This window comes from Burkholderia sp. Bp9142 (assembly GCF_003853415.1).
GTDB lineage: Bacteria > Pseudomonadota > Gammaproteobacteria > Burkholderiales > Burkholderiaceae > Burkholderia.
The window spans coordinates 227,974-244,986 of the sequence record NZ_QTPP01000007.1 but is presented as its reverse complement, the minus strand read 5'-3'; the positions used below and the strand labels follow the sequence as shown (position 1 = coordinate 244,986).

Sequence of the window (17,013 nt, the reverse complement as noted above, 5' to 3'; positions counted from 1 at the left end):
GCTTCGTTGCGACGACCGGGGCTCAACTTCCAGTGCCGCCCGGGTCCCTACCGCCAACCCGACCGCACCGCTTCCCTTCTTCCCCCGCGCCGCGTTTCCGTTAGCGCGAAAGAGGCGTGATTCTATGCACCGTTTGCCGATCGCGCAAGGGGTTTGATGGATTTTTCTTCGCCCCCCGCGATTCGGCCTTCCGGACATGCTGGCGCACGAGACCGCTTATCGTGCAAAGAACGGACTAGAATGTGAGGTTCTTCGCCCCTTTCTATACGTATTTAATATGCGCCAGCGAATCGCCAAACGCCTCCCCCCCGACGCCGACAAACTGGTCGGCCTGTCGCTTGCGCTCTTCGCATCGGGCAGCCGCATAGAGGATCGCTTCTGGGAAGCGAAGCTCGATGCTCTGCTCGCCAAGATCGTTCGCAACGGCAACCAGACCACGCTCGACGCAGCACTCGACCATCTGCAGCAGAACCACCCCGATGCCTATGGCGCGCTCGCCGACATGGCCGAGACGCACAGTGAATCGATGGTGATCGAGCATGAAGGCCAACCGTACGATGCGCTGCTGGTCGCCGTTCCCGTTCTCGCCTGGACGCGCTACATGATTCCGTCGGGTCCGCTGAAAGGCGATGTCGCCGACGCACTGCGCACGCAACTGCAGGCGCATGTGCTCGCAACCGGCACGCTCGTCGGACTGGCCCCGTTCCTGTACAGCATCGACCAGCTACCGCGCCACCACGTCGAGACGTACCGGCTCGCCCAGCAGCTTGCGCATGCGGCAATCGGCCAGCACGCCGCCAGGCTGAGCCTCGGCGACCTGCCCGAAACCTCGCCGATCCTGGCCGACCCGCGCTTCCTGCTCGCCGTGGTTGCCGCGCCGGCCGGCGCGCCGCTGTTCCGCTGGCAGGAAGAAGAGCACGGCAACCGGATCGAACGCGGCCAGTGTCTCGAGCAGTGGACCGCCCAGGGCGGCCCGAACCTGTCGGTTGCCCTCCCCGGCTGCGAGTTCGAATGCCTGCTTCCGGACGCGTACTATTCGGCCTGCCGCGACGCGGACGAGCGCATCCGTCCGCACACGGTCCGAACGGCCATCCGTTATCTTTTCGACACACTTGGTGCGGCACCGCAGGAACTGCGCGCCGTGGTCGCGGGCTTCGGCGAGCGCCGGATCGACGAGTACCGCGTCGGCTTCACGCGGCGTGCCAGCAACGACGTGATCTATGGCGTCGTGTGGCCGCTCTACGGCCGCGAGAACGGCGACGTGTCGATCGACAGCGCGACCCTCGAAGGCGAAGCACCGATCGAAGGGCCGCTCGAGGAAATCGTGAGTCTGCTGAAGGAATGCGGCGTAACCGACGTCCGCAGGCACGCAGGCCGCTTCGAACCCGAGTACTGCGACGACTGCGGCGTGCCGCTCTATGCGGACCCGCTCGGCGAGATCGTCCATGCGGAAATGCCGGAAGACGCATCGCCCGCCCAGCCGCACTTTCACTGATCGCGCGCCGCCGGCTCGCCAAGCCTGCCCGACGAAGCCGCTCCCGGTTCCTGCCGGAGCGGCTTTTTTCTCGCCCGTATTCCTCCCCACTCGAATTTTCGGACTTTTCCTAAGCCGTTCAGCCAAGCAGACATCGTGTAAGGTTTTTGTCATTATCGGATCCAACGCATGCCGACGGCAGCTCAATGACTCACCTTACGGAGGTTGAATATGCGGTTCCTGGTGCTGAACTCAGACGCCGAACGGCGTGACGGACTGAAGGCCCTGCTTCGGCAGATCGACCGTCACGCCAGCATCAACGATGCGCCCGACGGTTTCCAGGCGCGCCGACTGCTGCGCACCCAGCGTTTCGACCTCGTTGCGATCGACTGGCTGGACGTCGGTCGTCTCAGCGAACTCCAGGCGCTCTGCAGCGCCTGCTCGCCGACGCCCGCCGCGGTGCTGATCGACGAATCCACGCCGGAAGCCATCCAGCGCTTCTACAACTATGGCGTCGCAGGGGTAATCCCACACTCCATGCGGCCGCATCTGATCGTGCGGGCACTCGAAATGGTTCTGCTGGGCGGCCACTACATCCCGCCCATCGCCCTCAGTCTGCTGCCCTCCGCCGCCGCGGCACGCCACGACACCCACTTCCAGACGCTCGCCGGATCGCTGCCGCGCCGCCCGCCAAGCGGTCTCCTGTCGCCGAGACAGGCGCAGATCATGCGCTTCGTCCACATGGGCAGCACCAACAAGATGATTGCCCGCACGCTCGGCATCAGCGAAGGCACCGTGAAGATCCACCTCGCCAGCATCTTCCAGCAGCTTGGCGCGGCAAACCGCGCCGCCGCCGTCGCAATCTACAACGGCTGGCTGTCGCCGCATCTCGAGGTGCTGCTGGCGAACCGTGAACGGGCAAGCAAGCCGGTCATCGGCGAACGCGGCCCGGTTCCACTGCGCACACAAAGGAACGACCGTCCGTACCCGCTGCCGGCCGCGAACACCGGCACCCGGGACCTGCCGCTCGCGGCCGAGCCGCCAGCGCGGTTTCGGCGCGAGCGCTAACCGGACAGTATCGATATTGCGACGATCGGCATGTGCGGATTCCCACCTTTGATGCTCAACGAGTAATATGGACGCATGGGTTTTCTTTTCACACCGCTTCCGCTCTGGGTTGGCGTCGGTGGCTGGATCGCCGCCGCGGCGCTGCTCGCGCTCGCGCTCTGGAATCGTCCCTTCGTCCGTCTGCAGGACGCAACGCTCCAGCACGTGTGGCTCGCGCTCGTCACTGCGATCACGGTTCTGTGGGCCTCGAATGCATGGCTCGAGGACGGCATCGTCATGCACCTGCTCGGCGCGACGCTGCTCGTCACGCTGTTCGACTGGACGCTTGCACTGATCGCGATGGGGGCCGTCACGGCCGTGGCCGCGATCGTCTTCGACGCGCCGTGGCAAGGCATCGGCCTCACCTATCTGATCTATGGCGCGCTACCGGTCGCCGTGTCCGCGTTGCTGCAGCGCGCCGCAATCGCGTGGCTCCCGCACAACCTCGCGTCGTTCATCACCGGCCAGGGATTCCTGTCGCCGGCCATCGCGATCGTCGCGGTCGCCGCGGCTGCGGCAGGCGTCCAGCTCGCACTCGCGGACGGCGTTCCCGTCGTGATTCCCGCCGGCTATCTGCTCAACACAGCGCTGCTCGCGCTTGGCGAAGCGTGGTTCACCGGCATGGCCACCGCGCTCATCGCCGTCTATCGTCCGGCGTGGGTCACGACGTTCGACGTGCGGCGCTATCGTCTCGGCGGCCCGCGCGCCTGAACGCGCCATCTCGAAGCGATCGGCGCGCACGGCAATCCGCTTGCGCAGTGCGGGAGGGTGCGACGTCTACTGCCGCACAACTTTTTTACGCTAAGATTGAACTCCTGTTCTTCATCGGGCATCTATACGTGCCCGATGCCTCATTCGCTCCTCACCAATAACCAGATGGACAGCTCACCTGCCTCGCTCCGGATTTTCCGGGCGCTCGGCAAGCTGGCAGCCTGTGTCGCGGGCCTGTCGCTTGCGCTTCCGGCACCGGTATTCGCCGACCTCCTCGACCAGCGTTCCGAACTGATCAACAAATTCGTCAACGAGATGCATGCCGATCCGATCGTCGCCGATTGTGCGGCGCACGGCAGCTTCATCGCCAGCACATCGTCGGCCTTCGACCGCGTCGACTTCGCACCGAATGCGTTCGAAAGCGGCAACGCGACGATCACGCCGTGGAACGACTCGTTCGATCAGGGCAAGCAGCGCGTAAAGGTCGACAACATCGTCACTGTGGACGGCCTCGGCATACACAGCGACGGCAGCGACCCGACGCCGCTGAAATTCCGCTGCGGCTACGTCGGTCAGCAAATGCTCGCGTTCAGCTGGAACGATCCGGTGCCGCCGCTGAAGCCACGCGTCGAGCGCCCGTCGTCGTCGCCGAAGAAGTTCAATGGCAAGTCGCACCGCGGCAAGGTCAAGGCATCCGGCCGCACCGGCAAGAAAGCCGTCGCAACGAAGAAATCAAGCGGCCAGAAGAAAGCCGTAAAGAAGAAAACCGCGAAGAAGTCCTGATACGACGGAGCGGCAACGACAGAAGCAAAAAGCCGGCACATCGCATGATGCGCCGGCTTTTTTCATATCGGCGGCGTTACGCTTACGCGAACGTCTCGACGTGCACCAGGATTGCCGCCAGCATCGCGGCACCAAGCGCCGCGCTGCGTTCGCCGTTCCAGCCGACCCGCTCGTCGGGCAGGTTCGCGTTGTCCTTGAACGGCATCTCGAGCGTCAGCGACAGGCAGCCGAACCGATGGCCGATGTACTTCGATGCGAGCTTGAGCGCGTCTTCCTTGTACTTGCTCGCCGCATAACCGTGCTCAGTCTGGAAATCCGGGCTCGCGACCTTGAACGCATCGATGAACGCGGCCTGCTCCTTGCCCTGCTGCTCGGTGAAGCTCGGCAGCATCTCCGAACCCGCGACGAACACGTACGGCAGATCCTCGTCGCCGTGAATGTCGAAGAACATGTCGCAGCCGATCGCATGGATCGCATCGCGAACGGCCAGCACTTCGGGACTGTGCTCGGCATCGGGCTCCATCCACTCGCGGTTCAGGTTCGCGCCCGCCGCGTTGGTGCGCAGGTTACCGTGCACACTGCCGTCCGGGTTCATGTTCGGGACGATATGGAACGTCGCGCGGTCGTAGAGCTTGCGCGCCACCGGATCACCGGCCCAATCGCCCCATCCGGCCAGCCGCTTGACGAGCCCTTCGATGAACCATTCGGCCATCGTCTCGCCGGGGTGCTGGCGGGCGATGATCCACACCTTCTTCTTCGGTGCGCCGTCGACTTCCGGCGTACCGAGCGTCAGCAACGACATCGGACGGCCTTCGACGGTGCGGCCGAGCTCGACGACGCTCGCCTGCGGCAATTGCTGGACCGCACCGAGGAACGCCGCATGGCGCTCTTCGGAATACGGCTCGAAATACGCGTAGTAGATGCTGTCGAACTCGGGCGTATGGTCGACGGTCATCGTCTTGCCGTCGAATGTCGTCGGCACGCGGAACCAGTCGACGCGGTCGTAGCTTGCGACCGCGCTGTAGTTGCGCCATCCCGACGGATACGCGCATTCGGCCGCATTCTCGAACGACATCACGCATCGCTCACCGCGCGCGCCCGTCAGGCGGAAGTAAAACCATTGCGCGAATTCCGAACGGTTGTCGCCACGCACACGCAGCCGGATCGAGTCCGGGCGGTCGCACGACACGACGTCGATTGCGCCCGCGTCGAAATTGCTGGTGATCGAAAGGGTCATCTGTCTCTCCTCTGTCGACCGGAACGGGCGGTTTGCCGCCTGCCCGACCTCCTGCATGCGCCGGCCGTCTCGTGAACGGCCGGCAGGGTCACTCGCCGATTCGCCGGCGATATACGTAAGTCGAATCGTTCGATACAGCGGCATCGAACGCGTAGTCTTCCATCGCGAAGTCCTTCAGCGCCGCCGGTTCGGCGATGCGGTTCTCGACGATATAGCGTGCCATCAGGCCACGGGCACGCTTCGCGTGGAAGCTGATGATCTTGTAGCGGCCGCCCTTCCAGTCCTCGAACACCGGCGTGACGACCGGCGCGGCCAGCAGTTTCGGCTTGACCGACTTGAAGTACTCGGTCGACGCGCAGTTGATCAGCACGCGCGCCGCTCCGCTGCGCGTCTCGAGCTGCTCGTTCAGCGCACGCGTGATCCGCTCGCCCCAGAACGCATACAGATCCTTGCCGCGCGCGTTCGCGAAACGGGTGCCCATCTCGAGCCGGTACGGCTGCAGCAGGTCGAGCGGGCGCAGCAGCCCGTACAGGCCCGACAGCACGCGCACGTGCTGCTGCGCGTAGTCGAGATCGGTGGCCGACAGCGATTTGGCATCGAACCCTTCGTACACGTCGCCGTTGAACGCGAGCACCGCCTGCTTCGCATTGGCCGGCGTGAAGGTCGGCGACCAGTCTGCGTAGCGCTGGAAGTTCAGGCGCGCGAGCGGGTCGGAAATGTCCATCAGCGTCGCGATGTCCTGCGGCGACAGCTTGCGCAGGCCGTCGATCAGCTCCGACGCATCGTCGACGAATGCAGGCTTCGTGTAAGATGGGACGTGGGCGGGCGTATCGTAGTCGAGAGATTTGGCGGGAGAGAGAACGATTATCATAGAGGCTCGCTGGCACGCCGTGCCTTGCGGTCAGACGAAAACCACCGATTGTAACGAATGACCCGCTCCCTCGCCCCGCACGCCGCACTTCGCGTCGTGCTCGACTCGAACGTCTGGATCGACATACTCGTATTCGACGACCCTGCCACACGCCCGATCCGCGCCGCGCTCGAGCGCGGCACGCTCGCCGCCGTGATCGACGGCCGCTGCCTGACCGAACTCGAGCTCGTGCTCGACTATCCGCAGTTCCAGGCGCGCGCAATCGACAAGGCCGCAGCGCTCGCGACCGTCGCCCGCCTGACGAGCCTCGTCGAGCCGCCGCCTGTAGACGCCGATGCGCCGCCGCTGCCGAAGTGCAAGGACCGCGACGATCAGAAGTTTCTCGAGCTCGCACGCGCCGCGCAGGCCGAATGGCTAGTGTCGAAGGACCGCGCACTGCTCAAGCTCGCGAAACGCACCGCACGCGACTTCGGCTTCCGGATCGCGCAGCCCGCGCCGTTTGCCGAAGCCTGCGCGCTCGATGCCGCGTCGGCCACCACTACCACTGCGCCAGCCTGACGGGCCCGGCGCCACCCGCTTGCGACCGTATCGATGAACGCTCCTTCCGACATGCCTACGACTCCCGTTTTCCCCTCGCGCCTGCCGAACGTCGGCACGACGATCTTCACGGTCATGAGCGCACTCGCCGCCGAGAAAGGCGCCGTCAACCTCGGCCAGGGCTTCCCCGATTTCGACTGCGACCCACACATCGTCGACGCGGTCACGACCGCAATGCGCAACGGTCACAACCAGTATCCGCCGATGGCGGGTGTCGCGCCCCTGCGCGACGCGATCGCCGACAAGATCGCGCAGGTCTACGGCCGGCGCTACGATCCGGCCGCCGAGATCACGGTGACGGCCGGCGCGACGCAGGCACTGCTGACGGCGATCCTGTGCGCGGTGCATCCGGGCGACGAGGTAATCGTCGTCGAGCCGACCTACGACAGCTACCTGCCGTCGATCGAACTCGCCGGCGGCAAGCCCGTGTTCGTCACGCTGGAAGCGCCCGACTATGCGATCCCGTTCGACCGGCTCGCTGCCGCGCTCACGCCGAAGACACGGATGATCATGATCAACACGCCGCACAACCCGACCGGCACCGTGTGGCGCGAGGCCGACATGCGCAAGCTCGAGGAGATCGTGCGCGGCACCAACGTGCTGATCCTGTCGGATGAAGTGTACGAACACATGGTCTACGACGGCGCGCGGCACGAGAGCGTCGCGCGCTACCCGGAACTGGCCGCGCGCAGCTTCATCGTGTCGAGCTTCGGGAAGACCTACCACGTGACGGGCTGGAAGGTCGGCTATGTCGCGGCGCCGGCGGCGCTCACCGCGGAGTTCCGCAAGGTCCACCAGTTCAACGTGTTCACGGTGAACACGCCGATGCAGATCGGGCTCGCCGCCTACCTGCGCGATCCGGCACCGTACCTGACGCTGCCCGACTTCTACCAGAAGAAGCGCGACTTCTTCCGCGCCGGCCTCGAACGCACGCGCTTCAAGCTGCTGCCGTGCCCGGGCACGTACTTCCAGTGCGTCGACTATTCGGCGATCAGCGACCTGTCCGAAGCGGAATTCTCGAAGTGGCTCACGTCGGAGGTCGGCGTGGCGGCGATTCCAGTGTCGGCGTTCTATCACGAGCCGCACGAATCGGGCGTCGTGCGCTTCTGCTTCGCGAAACAGGAGAGCACGCTCGCGTCCGCACTCGAACGGCTCGCGCGCCTGTAAGTCCTGCACGGGCAGCCAGGCGCTGCCCGGTGCCGTGCCCGGGTCGCGCTTACGGACGCGCGGTGCCCGTCGCCTCGATATAGGCCTTGCGATCGGCCGCCACGCGCTGTGCGGCCGGCCGCTCGCCGACGAGCTTCGCGTGCGCCTTCCAGTCGATGCCTGCGTCGACCAGGAAATCGCGGCCGAAGATGGCCTTCGTCGCCATGCCGATCACCGGCAGATGGATCGATGCAGCGATGTCCGCAAGACTGAATGCGTCGCCGAGCACGTAGGGCGAGAACTGCGCCATCCGCCTGAATGCATCGATCGCGCGCGGCAGGCGCTTCTCGACGTGCGCCTTCATCCCGTCGCTGACCTTTCCGCCGAAAAACGCTTCCGTATAGACCTCGCGCGCGGTCCATTCGAGATACAGCTCGAGCGTCTCGACGAGTTCGCGCACCTTCGCGGCCGCGAACGGCCCCGACGGGAAAATGGCTTTGTCGGGATAACGCGCCGCCAGATACTCGATGATCACCTGCGACTCGAACAGCGCGCCCTCTTCGGTCTTCACGAACGGAATCTTGCCGAGCGGCGAATCGGCAAGCAGTGTCGGATCGCTGATCGGCAAGCTGCATGCCAATTCCTCGAACGGAATGTCATGCTCAAGCAGGACGAACTTCACCTTGTTGTAGTAGTTGGACAACGGAATACCACACAGCTGTAGCATCAGAGTCTCCTTCCTTGCTGAAGCGCGGCCGCAGCGACGCCGGCCGCATCGGGATGCGTCGCGCTGAAAAGCACGTTCGTGCTAGTCTAAAGCAGTTTCGCGTCCGTCATGACAACAATACATCCGCTGCGGCAGCATCCTCACAGGGATGCGCAAGCGCCCGCGCAACGCGCGGCGCCGCAGCCCCGCCATCCAATGGAGACACACTCGCATGAGTGCTGAACTGCTGGCCTCGCGTCCGCCCGAGAGCGAATCGACGCTCGTCCTCACACTATCCAATCCCGGCGCGCGCAACGCGCTGCATCCCGACATGTATGCGGCCGGCGTCGAAGCGCTCGCCACCGCCGAGCGCGACCCCGCGATTCGTGCCGTCGTGCTCACGGGGGCCGATCGTTTCTTTTGCGCGGGCGGCAACCTGAACCGGTTGCTCGACAACCGTTCGAAGGATCCGTCCTATCAGGCCGACAGTATCGACCAGCTCGGCGCGTGGATCACGGCGATCCGTGCATCGACGAAACCCGTGATCGCGGCGGTCGAAGGTGCGGCGGCCGGCGCGGGCTTCTCGCTCGCGCTCGCGAGCGACCTGATCGTTGCCGCGCACGATGCAAAGTTCGTGATGTCGTACGCACGCGTCGGCCTCACGCCCGACGGCGGCGGCTCGTGGTTCCTCGCGCGTGCGCTGCCGCGTGCGCTCGCCGCCGAAATCCTGTTCGAGGGCAAGCCCGTCGCGGCCGAACGCCTGCATGCGCTCGGCGTCGTCAATCGGCTCGCCGTGCCCGGTGCCGCCTTGTCCGATGCGCTCGCGTGGGCCGACTCGCTTGCCGGCATCTCGCCGAACGCGCTCACGCGCATCAAGTCATTGCTCGACGATGCGACCGCGCAGCCGCTCGATGCACATCTCGGCACCGAGCGCGATCACTTCGTCGCATCGCTGCATCACGCGGACGCGTTCGAAGGCATTACCGCTTTTCTCGAGAAACGCGAGCCGCGCTACAAGCGCTGATCCGGCGCGCTCCCGCCGTTCCAGCGGCGTTTCCGCCGTCACGGCGACACGCGCGCGGCCGCACGTTTCCGTCGCCTGCAGCCCGCATTGATCCATGCTCTAATGACCGCCTGTCGCGGCGCCCTGTCGGCGCCGTTTTCGCGCATGCAATGAAGGAGTTGACAATGATCGACGTCTACAGCTGGGCGACCCCGAACGGCCACAAGGTACACATCATGCTCGAGGAAACGGGCCTCGCGTATCGTGTGCATCCGGTCGATATCGGTGCGGGCGACCAGTTCACGCCCGAATTCCTGAAGATCAGCCCGAACAACAAGATCCCCGCGATCGTCGACGCGGAAGGCCCCGGCGGCAAGCCGATCTCGCTGTTCGAATCGGGCGCGATCCTCGTGTACCTGGCGGAAAAGACCGGCAAGTTCCTGCCGACCGAGCCGGCCGCGCGCTACGCGACGCTCGAATGGCTGATGTTCCAGATGGGCGGCGTCGGCCCGATGCTCGGGCAGGCGCATCACTTCCGGCTGTATGCGCCGGAGAAGATCGAATACGCGGTCAATCGCTACACGAACGAAGCGAAGCGCCTGTACAACGTGATGGAAAAGCGCCTCGGCGAATCCGCCTATCTCGCCGGCGACACGTACACGATCGCGGACATTGCGACGTTCCCGTGGACACGTTCGTGGCAGAACCAGGGCATCGTGCTCGACGAACTGCCGAACGTGAAGCGCTGGCACGAAGCGATTGCCGCGCGTCCGGCCGTGCAGCGCGGCGTCGAGGTGCTCGCATCGCTGCGCAAGCCACTGCAGGACGACAAGGCACGCGAGATGCTGTTCGGCGCGACGCAATACGCGAAGCACTGAAGCAGCACACGACGTGCAACGCGGCGACATCCATCGATACCGCCGCGCGCATCAGAAGTAGTGCAGCGTCATGAATTCCGCCGCGCAAACAAGTAACGGCGCGTCGGGACGCTCGACCTGCATCGATACCGACCACGTCACCTGCACGCCGCCCCGCGCGACTTCCACGGTTTCCTTCACCGCGAACAGCGCGCGCACGCGCGCGCCGACCGGCACCGGCTTCAGGAACCGCACGCGGTTCAGTCCGTAGTTCACGCCCATCTTCTGCTCGAAGCGCATCGCATCGCTCATCAGCGCGGGAATCAGCGACAGCGTCAGGAACCCGTGCGCGATCGGGCCGCCGAACGGCGAGTCGCGCCGCGCGCGCTCGGGATCGACGTGAATCCACTGGTGATCGCCGGTCGCGTCGGCGAAACCGTCGACGCGACGCTGGTCGATCTCGACCCAGCCGCTCGCAAGCGGTTCCGCACCGGCCAGCGCATGCAGCGCCCGAGCCGACGCGATCAGCGGCAATGTCACGTCCGTCATGCGCCCGCTCCTTGCGGATGGCGCAGCCCGAAGATCACCTTGGTATGCACGGTGATCACCGTGTCGCCGGCGCCGTTGATGCCGATCCACTCGGTCGACACGATGCCGCGATCGGGCTTGCTCGCCGACACGCGCTTGTCGTGGACTTTCTGGTACATCGTGATCGTGTCGCCGGCACGCACGGGCTTGAGCCAGCGGATCGCGTCGATGCCGGGCGAACCCATGCTGGTCGAATCCGGCCCCAGCTTCTTGATGAGCAGGCTCATGAACACCGAACACGTATGCCAGCCGCTCGCCACCAGTCCGCCGAACGGCGATGCCTTGCCGGCTTCCTCGTCGAGGTGGAACGGTTGCGGATCGTAGCGTTGCGCGAACGCCTTGATGTCGTCCGCCTCGAACGTGTAGCGGCCGATTTCGGTCGTACTGTCGACTTCCAGATCTTCGTAACTGATACCCACTGTCTATCTCCTTCGGCGCGCTCTCGCGTCGCCGTCACGCCGCGTCGGCCTGCGCGAAATCCGGCAGGGCCGCGATGCGCGCAAGGTGGTGATCGGTGTCGCCGAGTGTCGTCTCGATGATCGACAGCCGCTTGAACAGATGCGCGGCGGCGACCTCGTTGGTCACGCCCATGCCGCCGTGCAGTTGCACGGCCTGCTGGCCGACGAAGCGTGCGGCCGCGCCGACCCGCGCCTTCGCGGCGGAAACCGCCTTGCGCCGCGCATCGGCATCGCCGCCCGCGTAACGCACCGCGGCCAGATAGGTCAGCGAGCGCGCCTGCTCCGCGTGAATCAGCATGTCGACCATCCGGTGCTGCAGTGCCTGGAAACGCGCGATCGGTACGCCGAACTGTTCGCGCGTCTTCGTGTATTCGACCGTCGCGCGGTTCAGTTCGTCGAGTGCGCCGACCGCTTCCGCGCACAACAGGAAGGTCGCGTAATCGGCAATCTGCTCGAGTGCAGCCGCGTCGCGTGCGCCGCCCGTCAGTTGCCGCGCAGGCGTTTCATGCAGCTCGATCGTCGCGGCGCGCTGGCCGTCGATCGTCCGGTAGTCGACGAGCGTCACTCCCGCGGCGTCGCGCTCGACGACGAACAGGCCGATGCCGCCACCGGCGACACGCGCCGGCACGATCCACGCGTGCGCCTGTGCGCCGTGCTGCACGACCGACTTGGTGCCGGTCAGCCGGTACGTGCCGCCCTGCTCGCGCGCATGCGTGTCGAGTTCGTACAGGTCGTAGCGCGCCCGCGGTTCGTGGAATGCAACGGCCAGGCGCTTCTGCCCTTGCGCGACCGCTTCCAGCAGTGCCGCATCGTCGCCCGTGCCGGACCCGGCGACGCGCAGTGCCTCGACGCCGACCGCCGTCGCCCAGTATGGCTCGACCACGAGTGCGCGGCCGAGCGCCTGCATCGCAACCAGCATGTCGACCGAGCCGCCGCCGATGCCGCCCTGCGCGTCCGGCACGGGCAGCGCGGTCAGGCCCAGCTCCGCGAATGCGCTCCATTGCGCGTCCGACACGCCGGCATCGCTGCGCACGATCGCCTGGCGCGCGTCGAAACCGTATTGCTCGCCGAGATAACGGCGCAGTGCGTCGGCGAACTGCTGCTGTTCATCGGTAAAGCTGAAATCCATGGTTGTCTCCGTTCCCTGATCACAGCCCGAGAATCATCTGCGCGATGATGTTTTTCTGAATCTCGTTCGAGCCGCCGTAGATCGACGTCTTCCGATAATTGAAGTAGTACGCGGCGAGCGGCGCAGCATCGTCGTCGCCCGCGATGCTGTGTTCGCGCTCGCCCTCGAGGAACGGGACGTCGAACGGCGCGGCCAGCGGCCCGATCGCCTCGAACATCAGCTCGGTGAGCGCCTGCTGGACCTCGGTACCCTTGATCTTCAGCATCGACGCCTCCGGGCCCGGCCCCTTGCCGCTCGTCTCGCGGCTCACGACGCGCAACACCGTCACCTCGAGCGCCATCAGCTCGACTTCGAGCGCCGCGACCTTCGCGGCAAACACGGGATCGGCGAGCAGCGGCTTGCCGTTCTTGCGCTGGTTCGACGCCACCCGCTTCAGGAACGCGAGCTCGCGCTTCGACCCGCCGACGCGCGCGATGCCGGTGCGTTCGTGGCCCAACAGGTATTTCGCGTAAGTCCAGCCGCGGTTTTCATCGCCGACGAGATTCCCGGCGGGCACCTGCACGTCCTCGAAGAACACCTCGTTGACCTCGTGGTCCTCGTCGAGCGTGATGATCGGACGCACCGTGATGCCGGGCGTCTTCATGTCGATCAGCAGGAACGAGATGCCCTCCTGCTTCTTCGCCGCCGGATCGGTGCGCACGAGGCAGAACATCATGTCCGCGTACTGGCCGAGCGTCGTCCACGTCTTCTGGCCGTTGACGACGTAGTGGTCGCCGCGGCGTTCGGCGCGCGTGCGCAGCGATGCGAGGTCCGATCCGGAACCCGGCTCGGAATAGCCCTGGCACCACCAGTCGGTGCCGTCGAGGATGCGCGGCAGATAGTGGCGCTTCTGCGCTTCGCTGCCGTATTTCATCAGCACCGGCGCGACCATCGATACGCCGAACGGCAGCACGGTCGGCGCGCCGATGCGTGCGCACTCCTCGTCCCAGATGTGGCGCTGCGTCGCGTTCCAGTCCGGGCCGCCGTATTCGGCCGGCCATGCGGGAGCGGACCAGCCGCGCTGGCCGAGAATCCGGTGCCAGCTCGCGTAATCCTCGCGGTCGAGTCGTTTGTGATCGAGTACTTTGGCGCGCAGTGCGTGAGGCAGATTGGCCTCGAGCCAGGCGCGGACGTCGACGCGGAACGCGTCGTCGGCGGGGGAATAATCCAGATCCATGCGCAGTGTCTCCTGTCGACCAGAGTTAGCGCTTTAGCGCTTTACTCTGGTCCCATGCTTCGCGGTCGACCAGAGTTAGCGCTTTATTAGCGCTTTACTCGGGTCCCATGCAAGGCTCACCGCGGCCGTCCGGCCCGGCAAGGACACACTGCTTACGTCATTGCAGCGGTTCTTTCAGCGCGGCAGGAATCGGCAGCGGCATCACGTCGATGCCTTCTTCGACCAAGGATTGCGCATCCTCCGGCGTCGTGACGCCACGAATGCTGCGTGCCGGCGCTTCGTTGTAATGGATGCGCCGCGCTTCCTCGGCGAAGCGCTCGCCCACATTCTCGGTCTTCTCCAGCACCTCGCGCAGCGCGCGCATCACCTGCGCCTGCAGCGCGCGCGGATCGGCCGGCTGCGCCTGCGTCGCACCCGACAGGTTCAGGCGCGGCGCAGACGGCATCCGGTTGATCTCGGTCGTCCCGCACACCGGACATTCGACCAGCTTGCGGGACAACTGCGCTTCAAACTCATCGGCGGAAGCGAACCAGCCTTCGAACCGATGACCGTGCGGGCACTGTAAATCGAGGACCTTCATGCTGAATCAGGGCGTGTGACGAGTGTAGCGCAAATCGCGCTTTTGTGAACGATCGTGCTAAATCAGGATCGCGCGGCCGGACAGCGGCCGCGTCACAGGATTGTAACGCGACGCCCCACCCGCCGCTGACACGCCGTCAGGGCATCTCGACCGGGCCGAGCGGCCAGGTGCCGGACAGTACCTTGTCGAGCCACATTGTGCCGATGATCGTCTTCACGTCGGTGATCTGGCCCGTGCGCACCCATTCCTGCAGGTCGGGCAGCGTCGCCGTGAAGGTTTCGAGGAATTCGCCTTCATCGAGCTTGCGCTCGCCGGCCGTCAGCCCGCGCGCGAGATACAGGTCGATGAATTCGGTCGAATAGGAGATGATCGGGTGAATCCGGGCCAGGAACACGTATTCGCGTGCCGTGTAGCCGGTTTCCTCGCGCAACTCGCGCATCGCGCAGGCGAGCGCGCCTTCGTTCGGGTCGAGCTTGCCGGCCGGGAATTCGGCCATGACCTTGCCGATCGGATAGCGATACTGGCTTTCCATCAGCACGCGGCCGTCGTCGAACAGCGGGATCACCATCACCGCGCCCGGGTGCTGGACGTATTCGCGCGTGGCCTGCTTGCCATCCGGCAAACGGACGGTATCGCGCTTGAGCTTGAGGAACGAGCCTTCGAAAATCGCCTCGCTCTCGAGGCAGGTTTCGGTCAGTGCGGCGTCGTGATTGGGAAGTTCGGCCATCGGCGGGCTCCGGGGAATGAGCACGTGACGGCCGAAGCCGTCAGCGTCGTTTGACGAGATACTGGAACGTGAAGCCGGGAAAAGCGAACACGACGAAGAGACTGAACGTGATCGCGTAAAACTGCCAGCCTTGTTCGAAGCGGTTGCCGGCGCGCGACTCGAGCCAGAAGCCGAGCGCGCCGACGACGAAATACAGCACGATCAGCTCGCCGATCCGAACCCACGCGTTCTTCTTCGTCGCGCCGATCGGCACGACGGCGAAGAGGCGTTGGTTCAGGAACGGCACGTTGGCGCACACGAGCGCCAACAGCACGATGAACCAGCCGGCTGCCGACATTACAGCGGCAGCGTGTGACGGATCGCCTGCAGGCAGGCCGTCAGCAGCGGGCTCGGGATCAGGCCGAGCACGACGACCGCGAGGCCGTTCAGCACGAGGATCGTGCGCTTGCAGAAATCGCCGGTGACCGGAGCCGTATCCTGCGGTGCATCGAAGTACATCAGCTTGACGATGCGCAGGTAGTAGAACGCGCCGAACAGCGACGTGATCACGGCCAGCACCGCCAGCCACGTGAGACCCGCGTTGACGGTCGCCTCGAGCACCGCGAGCTTCGCATAGAAGCCGACGGTCGGCGGGATACCGGCCAGCGAGAACATCATGACCATCATCACGAACGCGAACACCGGGCTGCGCTTGTTGAGGCCCTTGAAGTCGTCGATCGTTTCCGCTTCGAAATCGCGGCGTGCGAGCAGCATCACCACGCCGAACGAGCCGAGCGTCGTGATCAGGTAGACGATCGCGTAGAACATCGCCGAGCTGTACGCGTTCGCCGGCGCGGCCGCGTCGCCCTTCACGATGCCGGCGAGCAGGCCGAGCAGCACGAAGCCCATGTTCGAGATCGCCGAGTACGCGAGCATCCGCTTGATGTTGCGCTGGACGATACCGGTGATGTTACCGACGATCAGCGACAGCGCGGCGAGGATCACGAGCGCGGTCTGCCAGTTCTGTGCGAGCGGCAGCAGGCCCATCACCAGGAAGCGCAGGCCCCACGCGAACGCGGCAACCTTCGGGCCGCCGCCGACGAACAGCGTCATCGCGGTCGGTGCGCCCTGGTAGACGTCCGGCACCCACATGTGGAACGGCACGGCGCCGAGCTTGAACGCGATACCGGCGACGATGAAGACCACGCCGAACATCAGCACGGCTGCGTCGGTGTTGCCGCCGACCGCCTTGTACACCTCGCCCAGCTCGAGCGAGCCGGTCGCGCCGTAGAGCATCGAGATGCCGTACAGCACGAAGCCCGACGCGAGCGCGCCCAGCACGTAGTACTTCATCGCGGCTTCGCTCGACTGCGGGGCATCGCGGCGCAGCGCGATGACCGCGTACAGCGAAAGCGACATCAGTTCGAGGCCGAGGTACAGCGTCAGGAAGTTGTTGCCCGACACCATCACCAGCTGCCCGAGCAGCGAGAACATGCCCAGCAGGAACACGTCGCCGCGGAACATGTCGCGGTCTTCGAGGTACTTGCGCGAATAGACGAGCGAGACCGCGAAGCCGATCGACACGACGGCCTTCATCATGCTCGCGAACGAGTCGACGACGACCATCCGCGAGAAGAAGTAATACTGCTGCGGGTCGAGCGCCTGCACCGCGAACCACACGCCGGCGACGACCGACGAAACCACCGCGATCAGATAGGTCAGGCGGCGGCCAGCGGCACCGGTAAAGGTGTCATTCAGCCATGCGACGACGATGGCGACCATCACCAGCGCGTCAGGCGACAGGACATTCATAGGAGCGTTCATGATCTTGATTTCCTCCGCTC

19 protein-coding genes are annotated in these 17,013 nt (G+C 65.3%); 8 read left to right on the top strand and 11 right to left on the bottom strand.

Annotated elements, in window-relative coordinates:
* The first annotated feature begins 277 nt into the window (after window positions 1-277).
* The 4 genes from DIE22_RS11105 to DIE22_RS11085 all read left to right on the top strand — a co-directional run bounded on the left by DIE22_RS11105 (window position 278) and on the right by DIE22_RS11085 (window position 4,075).
* Window positions 278-1,495 carry a DUF2863 family protein gene (locus DIE22_RS11105; RefSeq protein WP_124498186.1) on the top strand — a complete coding sequence of 406 codons (1,218 nt, stop codon included), beginning with the start codon at window positions 278-280 and terminating at the stop codon, window positions 1,493-1,495.
* Window positions 1,496-1,705: 210 nt separating this feature from the next.
* Entirely contained in the window at window positions 1,706-2,542 is an 837-nt protein-coding gene (locus DIE22_RS11100) for a response regulator transcription factor (RefSeq protein WP_124498185.1), read from the top strand.
* Between the two features lie 75 nt (window positions 2,543-2,617).
* Window positions 2,618-3,292 carry an energy-coupling factor ABC transporter permease gene (locus tag DIE22_RS11095; RefSeq protein ID WP_124498184.1) on the top strand — a complete coding sequence of 225 codons (675 nt, stop codon included), beginning with the start codon at window positions 2,618-2,620 and terminating at the stop codon, window positions 3,290-3,292.
* 135 nt (window positions 3,293-3,427) lie between these two features.
* The gene (locus DIE22_RS11085; protein WP_124498191.1) at window positions 3,428-4,075 is read left to right on the top strand and encodes a BspC domain-containing protein; all 648 of its coding nucleotides are present in this window, start codon (window positions 3,428-3,430) and stop codon (window positions 4,073-4,075) included.
* A gap of 82 nt (window positions 4,076-4,157) precedes the next feature.
* Here the strand turns inward: DIE22_RS11085 and DIE22_RS11080 are convergent, their stop codons facing one another.
* Window positions 4,158-5,312: a M14-type cytosolic carboxypeptidase gene (locus DIE22_RS11080; RefSeq protein WP_124605079.1), complete on the bottom strand. Its 1,155-nt coding sequence runs from the start codon at window positions 5,310-5,312 to the stop codon at window positions 4,158-4,160.
* 88 nt (window positions 5,313-5,400) lie between these two features.
* On the bottom strand, window positions 5,401-6,183 hold the full coding sequence (gene yaaA, locus DIE22_RS11075; RefSeq protein WP_124498182.1) for a peroxide stress protein YaaA: 783 nt from the start codon (window positions 6,181-6,183) through the stop codon (window positions 5,401-5,403).
* Between the two features lie 57 nt (window positions 6,184-6,240).
* Between yaaA and DIE22_RS11070 the strand changes: the two genes are divergently transcribed.
* Both DIE22_RS11070 and DIE22_RS11065 read left to right on the top strand, forming a co-directional pair.
* Window positions 6,241-6,741: a putative toxin-antitoxin system toxin component, PIN family gene (locus tag DIE22_RS11070; RefSeq protein WP_124605078.1), complete on the top strand. Its 501-nt coding sequence runs from the start codon at window positions 6,241-6,243 to the stop codon at window positions 6,739-6,741.
* Window positions 6,742-6,774: 33 nt separating this feature from the next.
* On the top strand, window positions 6,775-7,947 hold the full coding sequence (locus tag DIE22_RS11065) for a pyridoxal phosphate-dependent aminotransferase (RefSeq protein WP_124498180.1): 1,173 nt from the start codon (window positions 6,775-6,777) through the stop codon (window positions 7,945-7,947).
* Window positions 7,948-7,996: 49 nt separating this feature from the next.
* On the opposite strand, the gene DIE22_RS11060 is transcribed toward DIE22_RS11065, so the two are convergent.
* Window positions 7,997-8,653, bottom strand: a complete 657-nt coding sequence (locus DIE22_RS11060) for a glutathione S-transferase (RefSeq protein WP_124605077.1) — start codon at window positions 8,651-8,653, stop codon at window positions 7,997-7,999.
* A 211-nt stretch (window positions 8,654-8,864) separates the two neighbouring features.
* On the opposite strand from DIE22_RS11060, the gene DIE22_RS11055 reads away from it, so the two are divergent.
* Both DIE22_RS11055 and DIE22_RS11050 read left to right on the top strand, forming a co-directional pair.
* Window positions 8,865-9,656, top strand: a complete 792-nt coding sequence (locus DIE22_RS11055; RefSeq protein WP_124605076.1) for an oxepin-CoA hydrolase, alternative type — start codon at window positions 8,865-8,867, stop codon at window positions 9,654-9,656.
* 164 nt (window positions 9,657-9,820) lie between these two features.
* Entirely contained in the window at window positions 9,821-10,513 is a 693-nt protein-coding gene (locus tag DIE22_RS11050) for a glutathione binding-like protein (protein ID WP_124498177.1), read from the top strand.
* 51 nt (window positions 10,514-10,564) lie between these two features.
* Here the strand turns inward: DIE22_RS11050 and DIE22_RS11045 are convergent, their stop codons facing one another.
* From DIE22_RS11045 to nuoN, 8 genes are all read right to left on the bottom strand, one after another.
* Window positions 10,565-11,041, bottom strand: coding sequence for a MaoC family dehydratase (locus tag DIE22_RS11045; RefSeq protein ID WP_124605075.1), 477 nt, complete (start codon window positions 11,039-11,041; stop codon window positions 10,565-10,567).
* The gene (locus tag DIE22_RS11040; RefSeq protein ID WP_124498175.1) at window positions 11,038-11,499 is read right to left on the bottom strand and encodes a MaoC family dehydratase; all 462 of its coding nucleotides are present in this window, start codon (window positions 11,497-11,499) and stop codon (window positions 11,038-11,040) included. Before DIE22_RS11040 ends, DIE22_RS11045 begins: the two co-directional genes overlap by 4 nt.
* Window positions 11,500-11,533: 34 nt before the next feature.
* Complete coding sequence (locus DIE22_RS11035) at window positions 11,534-12,667, bottom strand: acyl-CoA dehydrogenase family protein (RefSeq protein WP_124605074.1); 1,134 nt, start codon at window positions 12,665-12,667, stop codon at window positions 11,534-11,536.
* Window positions 12,668-12,686: 19 nt separating this feature from the next.
* Window positions 12,687-13,883: an acyl-CoA dehydrogenase family protein gene (locus DIE22_RS11030; RefSeq protein ID WP_124498173.1), complete on the bottom strand. Its 1,197-nt coding sequence runs from the start codon at window positions 13,881-13,883 to the stop codon at window positions 12,687-12,689.
* Window positions 13,884-14,040: 157 nt separating this feature from the next.
* Window positions 14,041-14,463: a DUF1178 family protein gene (locus DIE22_RS11025; RefSeq protein WP_006750470.1), complete on the bottom strand. Its 423-nt coding sequence runs from the start codon at window positions 14,461-14,463 to the stop codon at window positions 14,041-14,043.
* A 136-nt stretch (window positions 14,464-14,599) separates the two neighbouring features.
* Window positions 14,600-15,190, bottom strand: a complete 591-nt coding sequence (locus DIE22_RS11020; protein WP_124498172.1) for an NUDIX domain-containing protein — start codon at window positions 15,188-15,190, stop codon at window positions 14,600-14,602.
* A 40-nt stretch (window positions 15,191-15,230) separates the two neighbouring features.
* Complete coding sequence (locus DIE22_RS11015) at window positions 15,231-15,527, bottom strand: DUF2818 family protein (RefSeq protein WP_059533192.1); 297 nt, start codon at window positions 15,525-15,527, stop codon at window positions 15,231-15,233.
* Window positions 15,527-16,981: an NADH-quinone oxidoreductase subunit NuoN gene (nuoN, locus tag DIE22_RS11010; RefSeq protein ID WP_185640595.1), complete on the bottom strand. Its 1,455-nt coding sequence runs from the start codon at window positions 16,979-16,981 to the stop codon at window positions 15,527-15,529. The genes DIE22_RS11015 and nuoN overlap by 1 nt, the downstream gene beginning before the upstream one ends.
* Window positions 16,982-17,013: the final 32 nt, after the last annotated feature.

Bases quoted from the DNA above. Each gene is read 5' to 3' on its own strand.
- DIE22_RS11080 (WP_124605079.1), bottom strand. From the start codon at position 5,312: ATGACCCTTTCGATCACCAGCAATTTCGACGCGGGCGCAATCGACGTC.
- DIE22_RS11085 (WP_124498191.1), top strand. From the start codon at position 3,428: ATGCCTCATTCGCTCCTCACCAATAACCAGATGGACAGCTCACCTGCC.
- DIE22_RS11035 (WP_124605074.1), bottom strand. From the start codon at position 12,667: ATGGATTTCAGCTTTACCGATGAACAGCAGCAGTTCGCCGACGCACTG.
- DIE22_RS11060 (WP_124605077.1), bottom strand. From the start codon at position 8,653: ATGCTACAGCTGTGTGGTATTCCGTTGTCCAACTACTACAACAAGGTG.
- DIE22_RS11105 (WP_124498186.1), top strand. From the start codon at position 278: ATGCGCCAGCGAATCGCCAAACGCCTCCCCCCCGACGCCGACAAACTG.
- DIE22_RS11095 (WP_124498184.1), top strand. From the start codon at position 2,618: ATGGGTTTTCTTTTCACACCGCTTCCGCTCTGGGTTGGCGTCGGTGGC.
- DIE22_RS11055 (WP_124605076.1), top strand. From the start codon at position 8,865: ATGAGTGCTGAACTGCTGGCCTCGCGTCCGCCCGAGAGCGAATCGACG.
- DIE22_RS11100 (WP_124498185.1), top strand. From the start codon at position 1,706: ATGCGGTTCCTGGTGCTGAACTCAGACGCCGAACGGCGTGACGGACTG.
- DIE22_RS11045 (WP_124605075.1), bottom strand. From the start codon at position 11,041: ATGACGGACGTGACATTGCCGCTGATCGCGTCGGCTCGGGCGCTGCAT.
- DIE22_RS11020 (WP_124498172.1), bottom strand. From the start codon at position 15,190: ATGGCCGAACTTCCCAATCACGACGCCGCACTGACCGAAACCTGCCTC.
- yaaA (WP_124498182.1), bottom strand. From the start codon at position 6,183: ATGATAATCGTTCTCTCTCCCGCCAAATCTCTCGACTACGATACGCCC.
- DIE22_RS11050 (WP_124498177.1), top strand. From the start codon at position 9,821: ATGATCGACGTCTACAGCTGGGCGACCCCGAACGGCCACAAGGTACAC.
- DIE22_RS11070 (WP_124605078.1), top strand. From the start codon at position 6,241: ATGACCCGCTCCCTCGCCCCGCACGCCGCACTTCGCGTCGTGCTCGAC.
- nuoN (WP_185640595.1), bottom strand. From the start codon at position 16,981: ATGAATGTCCTGTCGCCTGACGCGCTGGTGATGGTCGCCATCGTCGTC.
- DIE22_RS11030 (WP_124498173.1), bottom strand. From the start codon at position 13,883: ATGGATCTGGATTATTCCCCCGCCGACGACGCGTTCCGCGTCGACGTC.
- DIE22_RS11025 (WP_006750470.1), bottom strand. From the start codon at position 14,463: ATGAAGGTCCTCGATTTACAGTGCCCGCACGGTCATCGGTTCGAAGGC.
- DIE22_RS11015 (WP_059533192.1), bottom strand. From the start codon at position 15,527: ATGTCGGCAGCCGGCTGGTTCATCGTGCTGTTGGCGCTCGTGTGCGCC.
- DIE22_RS11065 (WP_124498180.1), top strand. From the start codon at position 6,775: ATGAACGCTCCTTCCGACATGCCTACGACTCCCGTTTTCCCCTCGCGC.